The organism is Sphingomonas hengshuiensis, assembly GCF_000935025.1.
In the GTDB taxonomy this organism is placed as follows: Bacteria; Pseudomonadota; Alphaproteobacteria; order Sphingomonadales; family Sphingomonadaceae; genus Sphingomonas; species Sphingomonas hengshuiensis.
Genome location: NZ_CP010836.1, coordinates 658,998 through 676,626 on the forward strand (window position 1 = coordinate 658,998; position 17,629 = coordinate 676,626).

Below are 17,629 nucleotides of genomic sequence, written 5' to 3' on the forward strand. Positions count from 1 at the left end.
GGAGACTTATTCCGCCGCCGCTTTCGCCTTCCGCTTTTCCAGCAACGGCGCCAGATACTTGCCGGTGTAGCTGCGGGGTTCCTTCGCCACCGCTTCCGGCGTGCCCTGCGCGACGATTTCGCCGCCCTTGACGCCGCCTTCCGGCCCCAAGTCGAGGACCCAGTCGGCGGTTTTGATGACGTCGAGATTATGCTCGATCACCACCACGGTGTTGCCCTGTTCGACGAGGGCGTGGAGGACTTCGAGCAGTTTGCGGACGTCCTCGAAGTGCAGGCCGGTGGTGGGTTCGTCGAGGATGTACAGCGTCTGGCCGGTGGCGCGGCGGGCGAGTTCCTTGGCGAGTTTCACGCGCTGGGCTTCGCCGCCCGAGAGCGTCGTCGCCTGCTGGCCGACCTTGACATAGCCGAGCCCGACTTCGGCGAGCATCGCCATGCGGTCGCGGATCGGGGGGACGGCCTTGAAGAACTCGACGGCGTCCTCGACGGTCATGTCGAGCACATCGGCGATGCTGCGGCCCTTGAACTTCACTTCCAGCGTCTCGCGATTGTAGCGCGCGCCGTGGCAGACGTCGCACTCGACATAGACGTCGGGGAGGAAGTGCATCTCGATCTTGAGCACGCCGTCGCCCTGGCACGCCTCGCAGCGGCCGCCCTTGACGTTGAAGCTGAACCGGCCGGGCTTGTAGCCGCGCGCCTGCGCCTCGGGGAGGCCGGCGAACCAGTCGCGGATGTTGGTGAAGGCGCCGGTATAGGTCGCGGGGTTGCTGCGCGGGGTGCGGCCGATCGGGGACTGGTCGATGTCGATGACCTTGTCGAGATGTTCGAGGCCCGTAATCTTGTCGTGCTTGCCCGCGAGGATGCGCGCGCCGTTGAGCGCGCGGGCGGCGGCGGCGTAGAGCGTGTCGATCGTGAAGCTCGACTTGCCCGAGCCGGAGACGCCGGTGATGCAGGTGAAGGTGCCGAGGGGGATGCTCGCGGTGACGCCGGTGAGGTTGTTGGCGGTGGCGTTGTGGACGGTGAGCTTCTTGCCATTGCCCTTGCGGCGCTTGGGCGGCACCGGGACTTCGCGGGTGCCGTTGAGGTAATCGGCGGTGACGCTGCCCTCTGTCGCGAGCACGTCGGCCAGGCTGCCTTGTGCGACGACCTGCCCGCCATGGACGCCGGCGCCCGGCCCCATGTCGATGACGTAATCGGCGGTGCGGATCGCGTCCTCGTCATGCTCGACCACCAGCACGGTGTTGCCGAGATCGCGCAGGCGCCGGAGCGTCGCGAGCAGCATGTCGTTGTCGCGCTGGTGGAGGCCGATGCTGGGCTCGTCGAGGACGTAGAGCACGCCCGAGAGGCCGCTGCCGATCTGCGACGCCAGCCGGATGCGCTGGCTCTCGCCGCCCGAGAGCGTGCCGCTGGTGCGGTCGAGATTGAGGTAATCGAGCCCGACATTGTTGAGGAAGCCGAGCCGCTCGTCGATTTCCTTGAGGATCGCGCGGGCGATTTCGCGGCCCTGTGGGGTCAGTGTGTCGGGGAGCGTCTTGAAGAAGGCGAGCGCGTCGACCACCGAGAGGTGCGTCGCGTGGCTGATATGCTGGCCCGCGACCTTGACCGCCAGCGCCTCGGGCTTGAGGCGGGCACCGTGGCAGGTGTCGCAGGGGTGCGAGGCCTGGTATTTGGACAGCTCCTCGCGCATCCACGCGCTCTCGGTCGAGAGCATGCGGCGGTTGAGGTTGCCGATAACGCCTTCGAACGGCTTTTTGACGTCATAGGATTTGCGGCCGTCGACGAAGGTCAGCGTCACGGGCTTGCCGCCGGTGCCGTGGAGGATGATCAGGCGGACTTCGGGCGGCAGTTCCTGCCACGGCGTATCGAGCTTGAACCCGAATTCGCGCGCGAGGCTGCCCAGCACCTGCATATAATAGGGCGAGGGCGGGTTCGACTTGGCCCAGGGGACGATCGCGCCCTTTTTCAGGCTCAGCTCGTGGTTGGGGACGACGAGGTCCTCGTCGAACACGAGCTTTTCGCCGAGCCCGTCGCAGGCGGGGCAGGCGCCCTGGGGGGCGTTGAAGCTGAACAGCCGGGGTTCGATCTCGGCGATAGTGAAGCCGGAGACGGGGCAGGCGAATTTCTCGCTGAAGACGATGCGGTTGTCGGGGATGCCGGTGTTTTTCATGCCCTTCTTGCTCCCCTCCCGCTCGCGGGAGGGGTCGGGGGAGGGCGTGTCTGGCGCTTCAACTGCGAACGTCTGGGGGGCCTCCCTTACAGTCCCTCCCCCGACCCCTCCCGCAAGCGGGAGGGGAGCGCTGATCTCGGCGACCGTCGCGTCCACCAGGTCCACATAGGCCAGCCCTTCGGCCAGCTTGAGCGCGGTCTCGAAGCTCTCGGCCAGCCGCGTCGCGATGTCGCCGCCGACGACCAGCCGGTCGACCACGACTTCGATGTCGTGCTTGAGCTTCTTGTCGAGCGCGGGGGCGTCTTCGATCAGGTGGGTTTCGCCGTCGATGCGGACGCGCTGGAAGCCGGCTTTCTGCCACTCGGCGAGTTCCTTGCGATACTCGCCCTTGCGGCCGCGCACCACCGGGGCGAGCAGCAGCAGGCGCGTGCCCTGCGGCAGCGCCAGCACGCGATCGACCATCTGGCTCACCGTCTGCGCGCTGATCGGCAGGCCCGTCGCCGGGCTGTACGGCACCCCGACGCGCGCCCAGAGCAGGCGCATATAATCGTAAATCTCGGTCACCGTCGCGACGGTCGAGCGCGGGTTGCGGCTCGTCGTCTTCTGTTCGATCGAAATCGCCGGGCTCAGCCCCTCGATATGATCGACATCGGGCTTCTGCATCATCTCGAGGAACTGGCGCGCATAGGCCGATAGCGATTCGACGTAGCGGCGCTGGCCCTCGGCATAGATGGTGTCGAACGCCAGGCTCGACTTTCCCGAGCCCGACAGCCCGGTAATCACGGTCAGCGTGTCGCGCGGGATATCGATATCCACGCCCTTGAGGTTATGCTCGCGCGCGCCGCGCACGCTGATATGGGTCAGGCTCATAGGACTGGTTTGTTCCAGATTTGTTCGTTAGGTCAAGGGGAAGCTCCAAGATGGTGGCGGACCGTGCAGGAGCAAGGGCGAACATGACGACCGATACCCCCAAGACGATCGACGACGCGCTGCTGGCATTCTGTGCGCGCATCTCCCCGGCGACTCCCGAGTTCGTCGAGGTGGTGCCCGGTGACGAGGCGCGCGTGGCCTATTGCTTCAGCAATTCCGCCGAGCAGGTGGCGCGCGCAGGCGGCGAAATCGCCTATGGCTGGGCGATCTGGCGCTGGCCGGGGCGCTATTTCGAAGCCGAGCACCACGCGATCTGGCGCAGCCCCGACGGCACGCTGCGCGATGTGACGCCGATGCTGTACGGCCAGACGCGCATCCTGTTCCTGAGCGATCCGGGCGCGGTGTTCGACCCCGAACGATACCGCCCCAACATATTGGGCGCCGAGCCGGGCAATGCCGTGGCGGAGGACTATGTCGCGCTCGCCGATGCGCGCAGCGCGATCCTGAACGCCTATGGCGAGCCCGGCGTCGACCATGCGATCACCCCGGCGGACCAGGCGCGGCTGGACGCGATCACGCCGCGGTGGATGGCGCTGTATGCGGAGTTGGAGCGGGGGTGAGGGGGGCTATTGCATAGCGAGCCGGATATCTCCGTTACTTCCCGTCATGCTGAACTTGGTTCAGCATCCACCGCGCAAAAGGCGATGTCTGAGCGGGCTGAAGGTTGGATGCTGAACCAAGTCCAGCATGACGGGCAGTAGGATGAGGAACGTCCGTCGGTTTCACAAGCCGTCGCATCGCGCTTCCAGCCGCTTGAAAGCGCGCACGATTCGACCATGATAGAGTGCATTCCGGGGGAGGGACGATGCCGACGATCGCCGAACGGGTGAATGCCCATATCACGCAGGCTCGCCCGAGCGCGCTGTGCGACGACTGTATCGCCAAAGAATTGCATCTGTCGCGACGCCAACAATCGGCGCGTGTGACCGGCGCGTTGGAGACCACCAGCGACTTTGAACGGGTCGAAGGCCTGTGCGCATTGCCACGAGAGCAAGAAAGTGATTCGTCGGACATGACCAACCGGCGCTATGGCGACAACCTCGACGTGCTGCGCACGCATATCGCGGGCGTGAGCGTCGACCCGAACATGGTGCGCGATCTGGGTCGGATGAAGGAGCGCGATAAACGCCCCATGGCCTGTCAGTGATGATCGGTCTGTCGACCAAGGCCATGCGCGTCGAGACACGCAAATCGCACCAGCCGGGCGCGCAGGGGAGCTTGTTGTGAACCCATTGAACATCCGCAAGGACGACTTTTATCTGCCGACGCTGGAGGTGTTGCGCGATCTGGGCGGCTCCGCTTCTATCGAGGAAATCGAAGAGAAGCTCATCGAGCGCTTCCGCTTCAAGCAGGGTGCGCTTGACGTCGTTTATGACCGGAGTGGGGACAATGTGATCACCGACAAAATGTCGTGGGCACGGAGTTACCTGAAATTCCCCGGTTTCGTTACGACCGAGTCGCGGGGCATATGGGTACTTACCGAAGCCGGGCGGGCGGCGCTCGATCTTCCGTTGGAGGACGTACGCAAGCAAATCCATGTTGCGAAGGCCAAGCGAAGGGCCGAGCAACTGGCGGAGCGAAAGGCGGTGGTGGAGGATCTGGATCGGCTGCTGATCGACGAGCCCGACGACACAAACGGAGAGGAATTAGAGGAAGCGGCGCTCGACTGGACCGACGCGCTGCTCGCCACGCTGCGGACGATGGACCCCGCCGCATTCGAGCGGCTGACCCAGCGGCTGTTGCGCGAGAGCGGGTTCGTGAAGGTCGAAGTGACCGGCAAGTCGGGCGATGGCGGGATCGACGGGTCGGGCGTGCTGCGGATGAACCTGATCAGTTTCCAGGTGCTGTTTCAGTGCAAGCGCTATGCAGGGTCGGTCGGCTCCTCCACGGTGCGCGATTTCCGCGGGGCGATGCAGGGGCGCGCGGACAAGGGGCTGATCATAACCACCGGCACCTTTACCGCAGAGGCACGCAAGGAAGCGACCCGCGACGGGGCGCCCGCGATCGACCTGATCGACGGCGAGGCGCTGTGCCAGTTGCTCAAGGAACGGCGGCTGGGGGTGCAGGTGCGCGAAGTGGTGCGCGAGGAAGTGGTTGTCGACACTGCCTTCCTCCTGTCGGTGTGACGCCACGGCAATCGCGTCTTGAGGGGCGCGCTCAAGGTGCTTCGTCCTGCCTGTTTCGGCATCCAACGCGCATGACGCGCTGTATTCGCCGGGGGCGCGTTGGACCCTGAAACGAGTTCAGGGTGACGAGAAGTAAAAGAAGCGATGTCCGGTCCAAATGCTATCGCCCCCTCCGGTCAGCCCCCATTCACCGCGCCCGTGAAATAATCGCGCAACATAGTCGGAGAGCGTGATGCGTGGGCGGTGGATGGCGTTGGCGGGCGGGGCCGTCCTGTTGGGCGCTGGGCTGGCCGGGCCGGTTGCGGCGCAGGCTCCGCAGGCGCGCGGCGGGGTGCGCGATGTGGCCGACGACTATGGCTTTATCGACAAGGCCGATTCGCTGTGGGACGCGATCGGCGATGCGCCGCCCGATTATGCCTTTCCGTTCGAGGGCAGCGAGCCCTGGGTATGGGAATCGAGCGACGGCTGGCGGATCGTCGTCGAGGATGCCGGGCAGGGCATTCGCAGCTATTATTTCGAGCCGGGCGCCAGCGGGCCGTTCCTTGCGGTCGAGCCGGGGGCGAGCTTTGGCTATCGCGGCGGATCGATCGTGGTGGTCTATGGCGCCGATGGCAGCGCGCTGCCGCGGGGGGCGCAGGCATCCTATCGGGGCGCCGGCATCGAATTGTACGAGCGCGGGCGGCGCATCCTGCGCGCGATGGTGCGCGGGCAGCAGGTGCAGGTGGATACGCGCGCCTGGGTCGACGCGGCGCCGTGGATATTGGGGTTCCGCCAGCTCTGGATCGAGGGGCAGGTGCGCAACGACGGCTGGCGGCGCTATCGCGGGGTTTCGGAATCGCGCGAATGGCGGCGGCGGCTGGAGCGCGAGCGGGCGCGGCGCGGGGGGCAGGCAGAGGCGTTCCGCCGCTGGCGCGAGGGCGGCTATCGCGGGCCGCCGCCGGGACGCTATGGCAGGCCCGACGCGGTGCGACCGGGCGGCGGCAGGCCCAACCAGCCGGGCGCGGGCGGTCCGCCGCGCCCCGATCGCCCCGGGCGGCCCGGCGGACCGGGGCGTCCGGATCGGCCTGATCGCCCCGACCGGCCTGATCGGCCCGAGGGCGGCAGGCCCGACTGGCAGAACCGTCCCGATCGTCCGGGCGTGCCGGGGCGCCCCGGTACTACGCGCCCGACGCCGCGCCCCGATCGCCCCGAGCGTCCGGGTGCCGAGGTGACGCTGCCCGATCCGATCGAGGCGGTGCCCGGTCGGCCCGGCGGGCGCCCCGGCAGGCCCGACCGGCCAGCGCCGGTGCCGAGCGCGCCGACGCCGCCGGTGGCGGCGCCAGCACCCGGCCCTGCGGTCCAGCCCGTGCCGACTCCCGGCACGCGCCCGGAGCGTCCGCGGCGCGGCTATGGCTGGCGCGACCGCGACCCGGCGACGCCGCGCCCGCCGCGCGGCGGGCCCGACCGCCCGGTGCCGCAGCCTGGGGCCGCTGCGCCCGGCGCGACGCCGCCCGCCGGCGCGCAGCCCCAGCCGCCGCGGCGCGACTTTGGCGGGCGCGACATGCGCTGGCGCAACCCGAGCGGCGAGATGCCGCGCGTGCGGCCCGAGCGGCCTGCGGTCCAGCCGGCACCGGCGGCGCCCGGCGCGACGCCGCCTCCCGCTGCACAGCCGCCCCGTCGCGACGGGGGCGGGCGCGACATGCGCTTTCGCACCCCGGGCGGCGAGGCGCCGCGCGCGCGGCCCGAGCGGCCTGCGACCGCGCCGCCGCCTGCGCCGCGTGCCGACCCGCGCCCTCCGCGCGCCGACCCGCCGCCGCGCGCGCCGACTCCAGCCGGGCGGAAGGGGCGCGAGCAGCCCGATAGAGTGGAGTGAGCCGCGCGATCAGGCCGGGCGGAAGGGCAGCAGCGTCTCATATTGCGCGAGCGGCGGCGCGCCGGCGATCACCGCGCGGTGACGCAGCAGGAAGGCGTGGCGGACGATCTCCGCCTGCTGCTCCAGCCCATAGCGGGCAAAGGGCTGGCCGGGCTTGAGCGCATAGCCGTAGCGGCAAAAGGGATGGCGGCGCAGCGGCAGGAAGATGCCCGACTGGTGCTGCCAGACATGCACCATCTCATGCACGAACAGCCCCTGCACCCCGAGCGGGGCGAGCGCGAAATCCTCGTGATAGATGCCGCTCTTCGGGTGGAAATGGATCGTGCCGAGCGGCGCCATCGTGGTGTTCGACGGCTGGAAGAACGCCCAGGCGCGGTTGGCGACGCGGGCGCGGGCATAATCGATCGCGTCGCCGAACACCGAGGCGCAGAGGTTGACCTCGGCGTGGGTGAGCGGGCGGGAGTCGCGGGCGGCCATGCGGTATCCTAGCGCCGAATCGGCAGCCGCCGCCAGTGTTGCATGGGCTTAACACACCGGATAGGCTGGCGACGAGGCCGGCAAGGGCCGCGAGGGGGAAGGCCGATGGCGGTTATATTGGGCGATGCGCGGGTGCTCCATCCCGGAAAGCTGCGCTGGCTGCGCGCGCTGGCGTGGATGGTGGCGCTCACTTTCCTCGTGGGGCTGACCTATATCGGCGTGGCGCAGGCCGCCATGCGGATCGCGGTGGCCGCCACCGGCGGGGTGTTCACGCTGCCGAGCGCAGTGCCCCCGGAATTGCGGCTGGTGGTGACCATCGTCGCGGCGGTGGTGGGGCTGGGCGTCTATGCGCTGGCGGTGCGCTATGGCGAGAAGCGGCGCGCGGAGGAGCTTGCGCTGCGGGCGATGCCGGGCGAGCTGATCGGCGGGCTGGCGGTGGGCGGCGCGCTGATGGTCGCGGCGATCGGGGCGCTGTGGCTGGCGGGATGGGTGACGGTGGCGGCGCAACCCCAGACACAGGTGCTGCGGGCGATCGCGGCATCGGTGGAATCGGGGGTGGTCGAGGAGACGATCTTCCGGCTGGTGATGTTCCGGCTGCTCTGGCGCGCCTGGGGCGTGTGGCCGGCGCTGGCGCTGTCGGCGCTGGTGTTTGGCGGGCTGCATCTGTTCAACCCCAATGCGACGCCCTTCGCGGCGCTGTGCATCGCGCTGGAGGCGGGGATTTTGCTCGCGTCCTTCTATGTGCTGACCGGGCGGGCATGGGCGTCGATCGGGGTGCATGCGGGGTGGAATTTCACCCAGGGCTGGGTGTTCGGCGCAGCGGTATCTGGGGGTAGCGGCTTTGCCGGCGGGCCGCTGGCGACGGGGCCGGTCGCGGGGGTCTCGCCGATCCTGTCGGGCGGCGGGTTCGGCCCCGAGGCATCGGTGCCCGCGCTGGTGATCTGCACCGCGGCGGGGGTGGGGGTGTTGTGGCTGGCGTGGCGCCGCGGGGCGATGGCTACGGTCGCGTGAGGAACTGCGCCGAATGGGCGCCCAGTATTCGGTCTTATGCGATAGCGCCAAGGCGCAGGTACACTTCGAAATAGTCCCAGAAGTAGAAGCACTGGCTGACGGCGCAAGTTCGACTCGTTACGCGAGGCAGCTATGGCAGGGTGACGCGGGGGGTGCCTTTCAAACCAGTCAGACCAAATCCCTTTTCTGCAATTTGCCGAGTGCCGCAGCTTGTGGCAAAAAATGCTCAACTCGATCAAGGAGGGGGGCCTTGGACCGATTTCGCAAACGCTTCGTTGCCTCGGGCCAATCGGCTTTGGGCTGCGGATTGCTCTTCGTTTTGGTGGTGGGATTTATCACCGTCTTGGATACCGCTCGTGATTTGATTGAGGGCCTTACTTACGGAAGACAGTTTATTTCCGCTATCCCGCTGCTGTTTGCTGCTGCTATTCTAGCTGCCATTCATTGGGCTATATCGGCTTCACGTGATCCTTACGTGTGGGCGGTAGTAGTCATTGATTGTGTACTGGTGATTGGCGCCGTTCACAGTGGAAACTACTGGGCAGTATTTCCTCGCGGAGAGGGATATTTCACGCTCAACCGCGCTACCGCCTACGGGTTCTTGCTGGCAGCTATATTCGTTCCTAACGGCATTCGCGCGTTGCATTGGCGTTTTGTCGAGCGCCGCCGCCTCGAAGCTGAGTGGCGCGCGCGGCACGATCCGCGACTCTAGAACGTGACCGGATTACGCCGAGGTATATCTGCGTTGACGGGGCAGTTGTCGCATCCGGCGCCGGTCCGGTCACGCCCAACCCCTACCCGTTGTAGGCCCGTGCCTTCCCGTCAGCAAATAGGCCCAAGCGCAGTAGGATCCGCTACGCCCCCATATCCTCGTGCACCATGTCGAACTCGCGCACCCCGCGCTGACGGCGGGCGGCGTTGACATGGTCGCGGAGCTGTTCGCGGCGGGCGCGGGCATGGGGGACGTCGCGGATGACGAGCGGGGCGTCGCGCGTCGTTTCGTCCGACGACGTGATCGTGATCGTGCCGATCCCGGCGATCTGGTTGATGATCGTGAAGTCGAGCCGGACGTCCTTGACGCGGTACAGCTCGATCTCGTCGATCGACTTGGACAGGATGCCCTTGTGCAGGATCAGCCGGTCGTCGGTCAGTTCATAGGTGACGGTCAGGTTGGCGAGCCATTTGACCAGCACGATCACCAGCCCGACGCCGACGAGGCACAGCAGCAGCGTGCCCCAGCCCGCCAGCGTGCCGCGCAGCCAGCCCCAGGTGGAGGAACGAAAACGATCCGTCTCTTGTGCCATGATGTGCTCCCCCCGCGTGTCCGACACTGCTATAGTCGAGTAGTACAGGCCGGGGAAGGTCCGACGCGCGGGTCGGCGGGTGGGGCGCGCATATGGGGTCGGGGGGGCTTTACTTGCCGTCATGCTGAACTTGTTTCAGCATCCAACGTGCCACAATATGCGGAAAGGCAAGTGGAGGGTTGGATGCTGAAAAAAGTTCAGCATGACGATGTAATAAAAAGTTCAATCCTGGGTGAAAACCTGATTCACGCCGGGAGTTATCAGAAGCGGAGGCTGATCCAGCTCGACAGATAGTGCGAGCCGGTGGTCTTGACCTTTGCCAGCGGGCCGGCGGGCTGGAAATATTCGTAGCGGGTGATCAGCGAGACGCGCGGCGCGATCTTCCAGCTTGCCTGGAAGCGGATGGCGTCGCCGATATGGCTGCCGGCGATCTTCTGCGTGCCCGTATAAGCGGTGCCATTGCCCTTATACACGGCGTCGCTTTCGGTCGCGCGATAGCTGCGCTGATATTCGGTGGTCAGGTCCAGCGTCTTCGCGGGCGAGATCGTGACGTTCGGCGAGATCTGCACCAGGTTGCTGGGGCTCAGCGCGCCCTGATAGCTGTACGCGATCGCGCCGCCGGTGACGAAACGCCCGTTGTGGAGCGCGCCCTTGTCATAGGCGCCGCCGCCGCTGCCGTAATCGACATGGACGCCGATCTTGGGCGCCAGCCCTTTCCTGCTGAGCTGATAGGTCTGGGCGATATAGGCCGACCAGGCATCGATGTCGCGCCCGGCAAAGTCGCCGGTCTGGCGATCGAGCGTCCAGTCGATCGTCAGGTCGTTCAGGCTGCCCCATAGCCGTGCGCCCCAGTGGCGGCGGACCTCGCGGGCGGTGGTGCTGCCCCAGCGCGCCTTGCTGTTGCGTTCGCGCCAGGCATAGGGATCGAGGAACAGCTTCCGCGTCTTGCTGTCGGCCAGCACGATTCCGCCGGTGACCCCCGAAAAGCGCGTGCTCTTGTCCGCGACATCGTCGCCGGTGCCGCCGGTGCCGAGCGTGACATGGTGGAAATCGAACATGTCGACGCGAAACCGGCTGAGCTGTGCCCAGGCGCGGACGCCCTGTTCGACGAACAGGATCGAGTTATCGTCGCGGATCGCAAGGATTTGCGGCGATCCGTCGGTAAAGCACTGGCGGCCATAGCGGATGCCGAGCGTCGCGCGACCGACCGGGCCGCCGAGTTCGCCGAACGCCTGTTGCACGATCAGCGTGTTGCGCGACTTGCCGGCAGGGGTGCCGTAATTGACCCCCGCGAGCCCGCCATGCGCCAGCTCGCCATAGGCGCGGAACGGGCCGACGTGGACGTCGGCACCGCCGACCAGCCGGAGCAGATCCTCGCGGCGATAGGGCGAGTCGACCAGCCCGGGATTGCTCACCAGCGTCGTGCGCAGGCGCATCTCGCCCGACAGCGTGACATACGCGTCGCCATCGGCATCGATCGGAAGATATTTCAGCCGATCGAGGATGTCGTCGCGCTTCTTGGGATCGCGCATCCCGCGCCAATCCTCGGCCCAGCGCGACGTGTTATAGCCGCTGAGCTTGATGCCATGGCCGTCCGCCTGTCGCGGATAGCTGCGGATCGCGGGATTGGCGGGGGCGCGTTCGGGGGTGCGTTCGCTGGGCGGGGTGCCCGGTTGCGCGGGGGGCGTCTGCTGCATGGCGCCATCCTGCCCGCGAGCAAGGCCGATCACGATGATCTGCGCGTCGGTCGACGCAGGCGCGGCTTCGGCGGCTGCCACCTTGGTCTGCGCCTGCGCCAGTTCGGGCGCGGCAGTGGCAGCGAGCAGGGACAGGCAGAGCGCGGTCAGGCGCGGCGGCTGGGGGTACATGGTTACGCTCCACGGCAGGCGAGCCGCCGGCGACGGGCCGGTTGCAGCACGGGTTCGGGGAAGGAGCGGGCGCCGCGCGGGCACCCGCAGGGAGGCGCCTAGAAGCTGGCCCAGTCGCCGCCGAAATCGTCCGATGCCATCATCGCGGGCGCCATCGCCGGAGCGGGCATTGCGGGCGTTCGCGGCACCGCCTCGGCATAGGGGCTCGGCTCGCGCCGCGCGGCGCGGCGCGTGGCGGCGGGCCCGACCTTGAACCGCGCCGATTGCGTCGAGAGCGTCGAAACCTCGGTCGCGAGGTTGCGCGCCGCCGCCGAGGTCTGTTCGACCATCGCCGCATTCTGCTGCGTCGACTGGTCCATGACGTTCACCGCCGTCGCGATCTCGGCGATCGTCGTCGATTGGGCGCGGTTGTCATTGGCCATCGTCTCGACGAACTCATGGACCTGCCCGACGCTGCCGGTGATTTCGGCGAGCGAGGCGTCGACTTTCTTGACCGCGCTGACCGCGACGACGATGTCGGCCTGAGTCGCGGTGAGCTGTTCGCGGGCGCGCTTCGATTCCTCTTCGGCGCGCATCGCCAGCGCGGAGACGAGGTCGGCGACGACCGCGAAGCCGCGCCCTGCCTCACCCGCACGCCCGGCCTCGACCGCGGCGTTCATCGCGAGGACGCGCGTCTGGAACGCGATCTTGTCGAGACCCTCGATCACGCTGTCGATGCCCTTCGCGCTGTCCGACACGCGATCCATCGCCGTGGTCGCCTGGACCGCGGTCGAGCGCCCGGATTCGACGATCCCGATCGCGTCCTGCGCGCAGCCGACGGTGCGGTCGGCGGCGTCGGCGCTGGAGCGGAGCCGCGCGTTCATCTGCGACAGCGCAGCCGAGGTCTCCTCCAGGCTCGCGGCGTTGCTTTCGGTGCGGCGCGCAAGATCGTCCGACGCGGCGGCGATTTCGCCCGATCCGGTCTCGATGCTCTGCGACGCTTCGGCGAGCGCGGCGATGAGGTCGCGCAGATTGCCCAGCGCCTTGTTGAAGTTGCCGGCCAGCGTGCGATAGGCGGCGGGGACGCCATCGGGAATGGTCGCGGTCAGATCGCCCTCGGACAGCAATTGGAGCTTTTCCGACAGGACCGACACGATCGCCTGCTGATCGGCGTCCGACTGCGCCTTTTCGAATTCGGCCTCGGCCTTGGCGATGGCGTTCTCGCGGAAGACCTGGAGGGCGGCGGCCATGTCGCCGATTTCGTCGCGGCGGTCGGTGCCGGGAATGTCGTCGCCGGTGCTGCCCTGCGCCAGATCGCGCATCCGGCCCGTGATCTGCGCCAGCGGGCGGGTGATCGAGCGGCTGACGATAACGATGACCGCGACCAGCGCGAGCAGGACGAGGATGACGACGGTGCCCAGCCGCCACGCGGCTTCCTGGACGGCGGTGCGGATCTCTTCGTTGAACACGCCGGTGGCGATGACCCAGTTCCACGGCTTGAACCCGCGAATATAGGAGAGCTTGGGCTTCACGCCCGAACCGTCGGGCATCTTATAATCATATTGGACGAAGCCGTCGCCGACGGAGTTCGCCTTTATGACCATCTCGCGATAGTGGAACTTGCCGCTCGCGTCGGGCTTTTCGAAGACGTTGGTGCCCTGAAGCTCCGGCTTGGCCGGGTGCATCAGCATGTTGTGCCCGGTATCGAAGACGAAGAAATAGTCCTTGCCGTCCTTGCCGAAGCGCATCGCGCGGACTGCGTCCTGCGCGGCCTTTTGCGCCTGGGCGCGCGTCATGCGGCCGGCCTGTTCCTCGGCATAGAAGCGATCGAACTGGCTATAGGCGACGTCGAGCGTCTGCTTGGTGCGGCTGTTGAAGCTCGCGTTGAGCTCGCTGTCGAGGCGCTGCACCGACAGCGCGAGGACGAGGATGAGCCCGATCAGCGACGCCGCGCCGATGACGAGGATGCGCGAGCCGATTTTCATGCGCGCCAGAAATGCCACTATCTCAAACTCCGCGATCCGTATCGCCTCGTTATAGGAGGACGTCGGATGCGGTCGTCGGCGCTAGGGGTTTTACCGGAGTGGCACGTTGCGGGGTTCGGCCTGCTATCGTGCGCCGGATCAGGGGATCAGTGGTGGTCCGAGCCCGGACCGGGATCGCCCGCGCCGACGACCTTCGCCTGCACCATGATCGTCTTGCCCCCCGCGAATGCGAGCGACAGCGGGACGCTCTGGCCCGGCTTCACCGCGGGGCCGAGGTCGTACAGCATCACATGCTTGCCCCCCGGCGCGAAGGCCAGCGTGCCGCGCGGCGGGACGGGCACGTCCTTGATCGGCGCCATCGACATCATGCCGCCGTCGCCCTTCATGCTTTCATGCAATTCGCTGCGCAGCGCGGCGGGGGTGGTGACGGCGAGCAGGGTGTCCGCCTTGTCCCCGCCGCTGACGCTGAAATAGGCGGCGCCCGGGCGCCCGGCGACGGCGGGGAGGCGCACCCAGGCGCCCTCGACCTTCAGCTCCGCAGGCTGTTGCTGGCACGCGGTCAGCAGTAACGCCGCCGTAACGATGCCTGAAAATCCGCGCATATGCCACACTCCCATTTCGAGAAACTCCCTAGAATCTCGTGGTTCTTGCGGCAAGCGGAACCGCACCTATATCCGCATCCACAACGCCGATCGCGTCGCCTGATTGCTGGGGCGCGAGAGGTTAAGTGTTTGATTTTTGAACTCTGGGGGCCACGAGGGACCATGGCAAAAGTAATCGGTATCGATCTGGGCACGACCAACAGCTGCGTCGCAGTGATGGAAGGCGGCAAGCCCAAGGTCATCGAAAATGCGGAAGGCGCGCGCACCACGCCGTCGATCGTCGCGTTCGCCAAGGATGGCGAGCGGCTGATCGGCCAGCCGGCGAAGCGCCAGGCCGTCACCAACGGCGACAACACGATCTTCGCCGTGAAGCGCCTGATCGGGCGCCGCTTCGACGACCCCGTCACCAAGAAGGACACCGAGCTGGTGCCCTATTCGATCGTGCGCGGTTCGAACGGCGATGCGTGGGTGAAGGCAGGCGGCGAGGAATATTCGCCGAGCCAGATCAGCGCGTTCATCCTGCAGAAGATGAAGGAAACCGCCGAAGCCTATCTGGGCGAGAGCGTTTCGCAGGCAGTGATCACGGTCCCTGCGTACTTCAACGACGCGCAGCGCCAGGCGACCAAGGACGCCGGCCGCATCGCGGGCCTCGAAGTGCTGCGCATCATCAACGAGCCGACGGCGGCGGCGCTCGCTTACGGCCTTGAGAAGAACGACGGCAAGACGATCGCAGTCTATGACCTTGGCGGCGGCACGTTCGACGTGTCGGTGCTGGAAATCGGCGACGGCGTGTTCGAAGTGAAGGCGACCAACGGCGACACCTTCCTGGGCGGCGAGGATTTCGACGCCAAGCTGGTGCAGTTCCTGGCGGAGGATTTCCGCAAGGCCGAGGGCATCGACCTGACCAAGGACAAGCTGGCGCTCCAGCGGCTGAAGGAAGCCGCGGAAAAGGCCAAGATCGAGCTGTCGAGCGCGCAGACCACCGAAGTGAACCTGCCCTTCATCACCGCCGACGCCAATGGGCCGAAGCATCTGGTGAAGACGATCAACCGCGCCGAGCTGGAGCGGCTGGTCGAGGACCTGATCCAGCGCACGCTGGAGCCGTGCCGCAAGGCGCTGGCGGATGCGGGCGTCAAGTCGGCGGCGATCGACGAAGTCGTGCTGGTCGGCGGCATGACGCGCATGCCGCGCGTCCGCCAGATCGTGAAGGACTTCTTCGGCAAGGAGCCGCACACCGGCGTCAATCCCGATGAAGTCGTGGCGATCGGTGCGGCGGTGCAGGCCGGCGTGCTACAGGGCGACGTCAAGGACGTGCTGCTGCTCGACGTGACGCCGCTGTCGCTGGGCATCGAGACGCTGGGTGGCGTGTTCACCCGGATGATCGACCGCAACACGACGATCCCGACCAAGAAGTCGCAGACCTATTCGACTGCCGACGACAACCAGCAGGCTGTCACCATCCGCGTGTTCCAGGGCGAGCGCGAAATGGCGGCGGACAACAAGATGCTGGGCCAGTTCGACCTGGTCGGCATTCCGCCGGCACCGCGCGGCGTGCCGCAGATCGAAGTGACCTTCGACATCGACGCCAACGGCATCGTCAACGTGTCGGCGCGCGACAAGGGCACCGGCAAGGAACAGCAGATCCGCATCCAGGCATCGGGCGGGCTGAGCGACGCCGACATCGACCAGATGGTCCGCGATGCCGAGCAGTTCGCCGAGGACGACAAGAAGCGCCGTGCGGCAGCCGAGGCGAAGAACAACGCCGAGAGCCTGATCCACACGACCGAGCGCCAGCTTGCCGAAAATGGCGACAAGGTGGACGAGAGCCTCAAGACCGAAATCCAGGCGGCAGTCGATGCGGCCAAGGCTGCGGTCGAGAGCGGCGACGCTGACGCGATGACGGCGAAGAGCCAGGAGCTGGCGCAGGTCGCGATGAAGCTGGGCCAGGCGATCTACGAGAAGCAGTCCGCCGCCGAGGCTTCGCCGGGTGCGCAGGGTGCCGCCGCTGGCGGTGCCGATGCGGGCGCCGAAGACGTGGTCGATGCCGAGTTCTCCGAAGTGGACGAGAACAAGGCGTAACGGACGCCCCTCCCTCTCCCCTTCAGGGGAGAGGGCCGGGGAGAGGGGGAGTCGGGGGATGTGCGCGCGTGTCGTCGACACCGCACTTCCCCTCTCCCAACCCTCTCCCCTGAAGGGGAGAGGGCTTTTTGATTATGACCACCGAAGTCGATTTCTACGAACTGCTCGAATGCGAGCGCACCGCCGATGACGCGACGCTCAAGTCCGCCTATCGGCGGCTGGCGATCAAATATCATCCGGACAAGAATGCCGGGTGCAAGGAGCATGAGGACAAGTTCAAGGCCATCAACGAGGCCTATGACTGTCTGAAGGACCCCCAGAAGCGCGCGGCCTATGACCGGTTCGGCCATGCCGCGTTCCGCAATGGCGGCGGCGGAGGCGGGGGCCATGGCGGGGCGCAGGACTTTGGCGGGTTCAGCGACATTTTCGAAAGCGTGTTCGGCGAGTTCATGGGCGGGCGCGGCGGGCGTCCGAACCTGCGCGGCGCCGATCTGCGCTATGACATGGAAGTCACGCTCGAACAGGCGTTCCACGGGCACGAGACCGAGATCACGGTCGATGTGTCGGGGGTGTGCGACACCTGTGACGGCACCGGCGCGAAGCCGGGGACGCATGCCAAGACGTGCCAGCAGTGCAACGGCCATGGCAAGGTGCGCGCGCAGCAGGGCTTTTTCATGGTCGAGCGGACCTGCCCGATCTGCCACGGCGCGGGCCAGGTGATTGCCGAGCCGTGCCGCGATTGCCGCGGCGAGGGTCGCACCGACAAGACCAAGACGCTCAAGATCAACGTGCCGCCGGGCGTCGACGAAGGCACCCGCATCCGCCTGACCGGCGAAGGCGAGGCCGGGGCGCGGGGCGCACCGTCCGGTGACCTGTACATCTTCCTCCACGTCAAGAAGCACGGGCTGTACCAGCGCGAGGGCACGTCGCTGTTCGCGACGGCGCCGATCAGCTTCACCACCGCGGCGCTGGGCGGCGAGATCACGATTCCGGGGCTCGACGGCGAAAAGCACGTCATCCGCATCGCGCCGGGCACGCAATCGGGCCGCGAAATCCGCCATCGCGGCGCGGGCATGCCGGTGTTGCAGGGGCGCGGGCGCGGCGACCTCGTCATCCGGCTCGACGTCGAGATGCCGAGCAGGCTGACTGCGCGGCAACGCGAACTGCTCGAGGAATTCCGCGCGACCGAGACGGGCGAGGAATGCCCCGAGGCGACGGGGTTCTTCGCCAAGCTCAAGGCGGCACTGGGATGA

The 17,629-nt window shown here is 67.1% G+C and carries 14 protein-coding genes; 8 read left to right on the plus strand and 6 right to left on the minus strand.

The genetic code is table 11. The features are described 5' to 3' along the window. Window positions 1-6 precede the first annotated feature (6 nt). The gene (gene uvrA, locus TS85_RS03160; protein ID WP_044330364.1) at window positions 7-3,033 is read right to left on the minus strand and encodes an excinuclease ABC subunit UvrA; all 3,027 of its coding nucleotides are present in this window, start codon (window positions 3,031-3,033) and stop codon (window positions 7-9) included. A gap of 83 nt (window positions 3,034-3,116) precedes the next feature. Between uvrA and TS85_RS23925 the strand changes: the two genes are divergently transcribed. The 4 genes from TS85_RS23925 to TS85_RS03180 all read left to right on the plus strand — a co-directional run bounded on the left by TS85_RS23925 (window position 3,117) and on the right by TS85_RS03180 (window position 7,071). Beyond that, on the plus strand, window positions 3,117-3,653 hold the full coding sequence (locus tag TS85_RS23925; protein WP_052507700.1) for a hypothetical protein: 537 nt from the start codon (window positions 3,117-3,119) through the stop codon (window positions 3,651-3,653). Between the two features lie 245 nt (window positions 3,654-3,898). After that, entirely contained in the window at window positions 3,899-4,240 is a 342-nt protein-coding gene (locus TS85_RS03170) for a hypothetical protein (RefSeq protein ID WP_044330365.1), read from the plus strand. A 76-nt stretch (window positions 4,241-4,316) separates the two neighbouring features. Then, complete coding sequence (locus tag TS85_RS03175; RefSeq protein WP_044330366.1) at window positions 4,317-5,219, plus strand: restriction endonuclease; 903 nt, start codon at window positions 4,317-4,319, stop codon at window positions 5,217-5,219. A 232-nt stretch (window positions 5,220-5,451) separates the two neighbouring features. Beyond that, entirely contained in the window at window positions 5,452-7,071 is a 1,620-nt protein-coding gene (locus tag TS85_RS03180; protein ID WP_044330367.1) for a hypothetical protein, read from the plus strand. 9 nt (window positions 7,072-7,080) lie between these two features. Here TS85_RS03180 and TS85_RS03185 read toward each other — a convergent pair whose 3' ends face one another. Beyond that, the gene (locus TS85_RS03185; RefSeq protein WP_044330368.1) at window positions 7,081-7,548 is read right to left on the minus strand and encodes a hypothetical protein; all 468 of its coding nucleotides are present in this window, start codon (window positions 7,546-7,548) and stop codon (window positions 7,081-7,083) included. A 105-nt stretch (window positions 7,549-7,653) separates the two neighbouring features. Here TS85_RS03185 and TS85_RS03190 point away from each other — a divergent pair, with 105 nt between their 5' ends. Beyond that, window positions 7,654-8,559, plus strand: coding sequence for a CPBP family intramembrane glutamic endopeptidase (locus TS85_RS03190; RefSeq protein WP_044330369.1), 906 nt, complete (start codon window positions 7,654-7,656; stop codon window positions 8,557-8,559). A gap of 250 nt (window positions 8,560-8,809) precedes the next feature. Continuing rightward, complete coding sequence (locus TS85_RS25185) at window positions 8,810-9,271, plus strand: hypothetical protein (RefSeq protein ID WP_155006281.1); 462 nt, start codon at window positions 8,810-8,812, stop codon at window positions 9,269-9,271. A 142-nt stretch (window positions 9,272-9,413) separates the two neighbouring features. Here the strand turns inward: TS85_RS25185 and TS85_RS03195 are convergent, their stop codons facing one another. The 4 genes from TS85_RS03195 to TS85_RS03210 all read right to left on the minus strand — a co-directional run bounded on the left by TS85_RS03195 (window position 9,414) and on the right by TS85_RS03210 (window position 14,297). Next, window positions 9,414-9,863: a PH domain-containing protein gene (locus tag TS85_RS03195; protein ID WP_044330370.1), complete on the minus strand. Its 450-nt coding sequence runs from the start codon at window positions 9,861-9,863 to the stop codon at window positions 9,414-9,416. 260 nt (window positions 9,864-10,123) lie between these two features. Further along, a complete protein-coding gene (locus TS85_RS03200) occupies window positions 10,124-11,731 on the minus strand; it encodes an alginate export family protein (protein ID WP_227698647.1) in 1,608 nt (535 codons plus the stop codon). Between the two features lie 98 nt (window positions 11,732-11,829). Then, window positions 11,830-13,695 carry a methyl-accepting chemotaxis protein gene (locus TS85_RS03205; RefSeq protein WP_044330371.1) on the minus strand — a complete coding sequence of 622 codons (1,866 nt, stop codon included), beginning with the start codon at window positions 13,693-13,695 and terminating at the stop codon, window positions 11,830-11,832. A gap of 146 nt (window positions 13,696-13,841) precedes the next feature. Then, entirely contained in the window at window positions 13,842-14,297 is a 456-nt protein-coding gene (locus tag TS85_RS03210) for a copper chaperone PCu(A)C (RefSeq protein WP_044330372.1), read from the minus strand. Between the two features lie 162 nt (window positions 14,298-14,459). Here TS85_RS03210 and dnaK point away from each other — a divergent pair, with 162 nt between their 5' ends. Together dnaK and dnaJ are read left to right on the plus strand one after the other, a co-directional pair. Further along, window positions 14,460-16,376 carry a molecular chaperone DnaK gene (dnaK, locus tag TS85_RS03215; RefSeq protein WP_044330373.1) on the plus strand — a complete coding sequence of 639 codons (1,917 nt, stop codon included), beginning with the start codon at window positions 14,460-14,462 and terminating at the stop codon, window positions 16,374-16,376. Window positions 16,377-16,510: 134 nt separating this feature from the next. Beyond that, window positions 16,511-17,629 (plus strand): molecular chaperone DnaJ, encoded by a 1,119-nt coding sequence (gene dnaJ, locus TS85_RS03220; RefSeq protein ID WP_044330374.1) that lies wholly within the window; start codon window positions 16,511-16,513, stop codon window positions 17,627-17,629.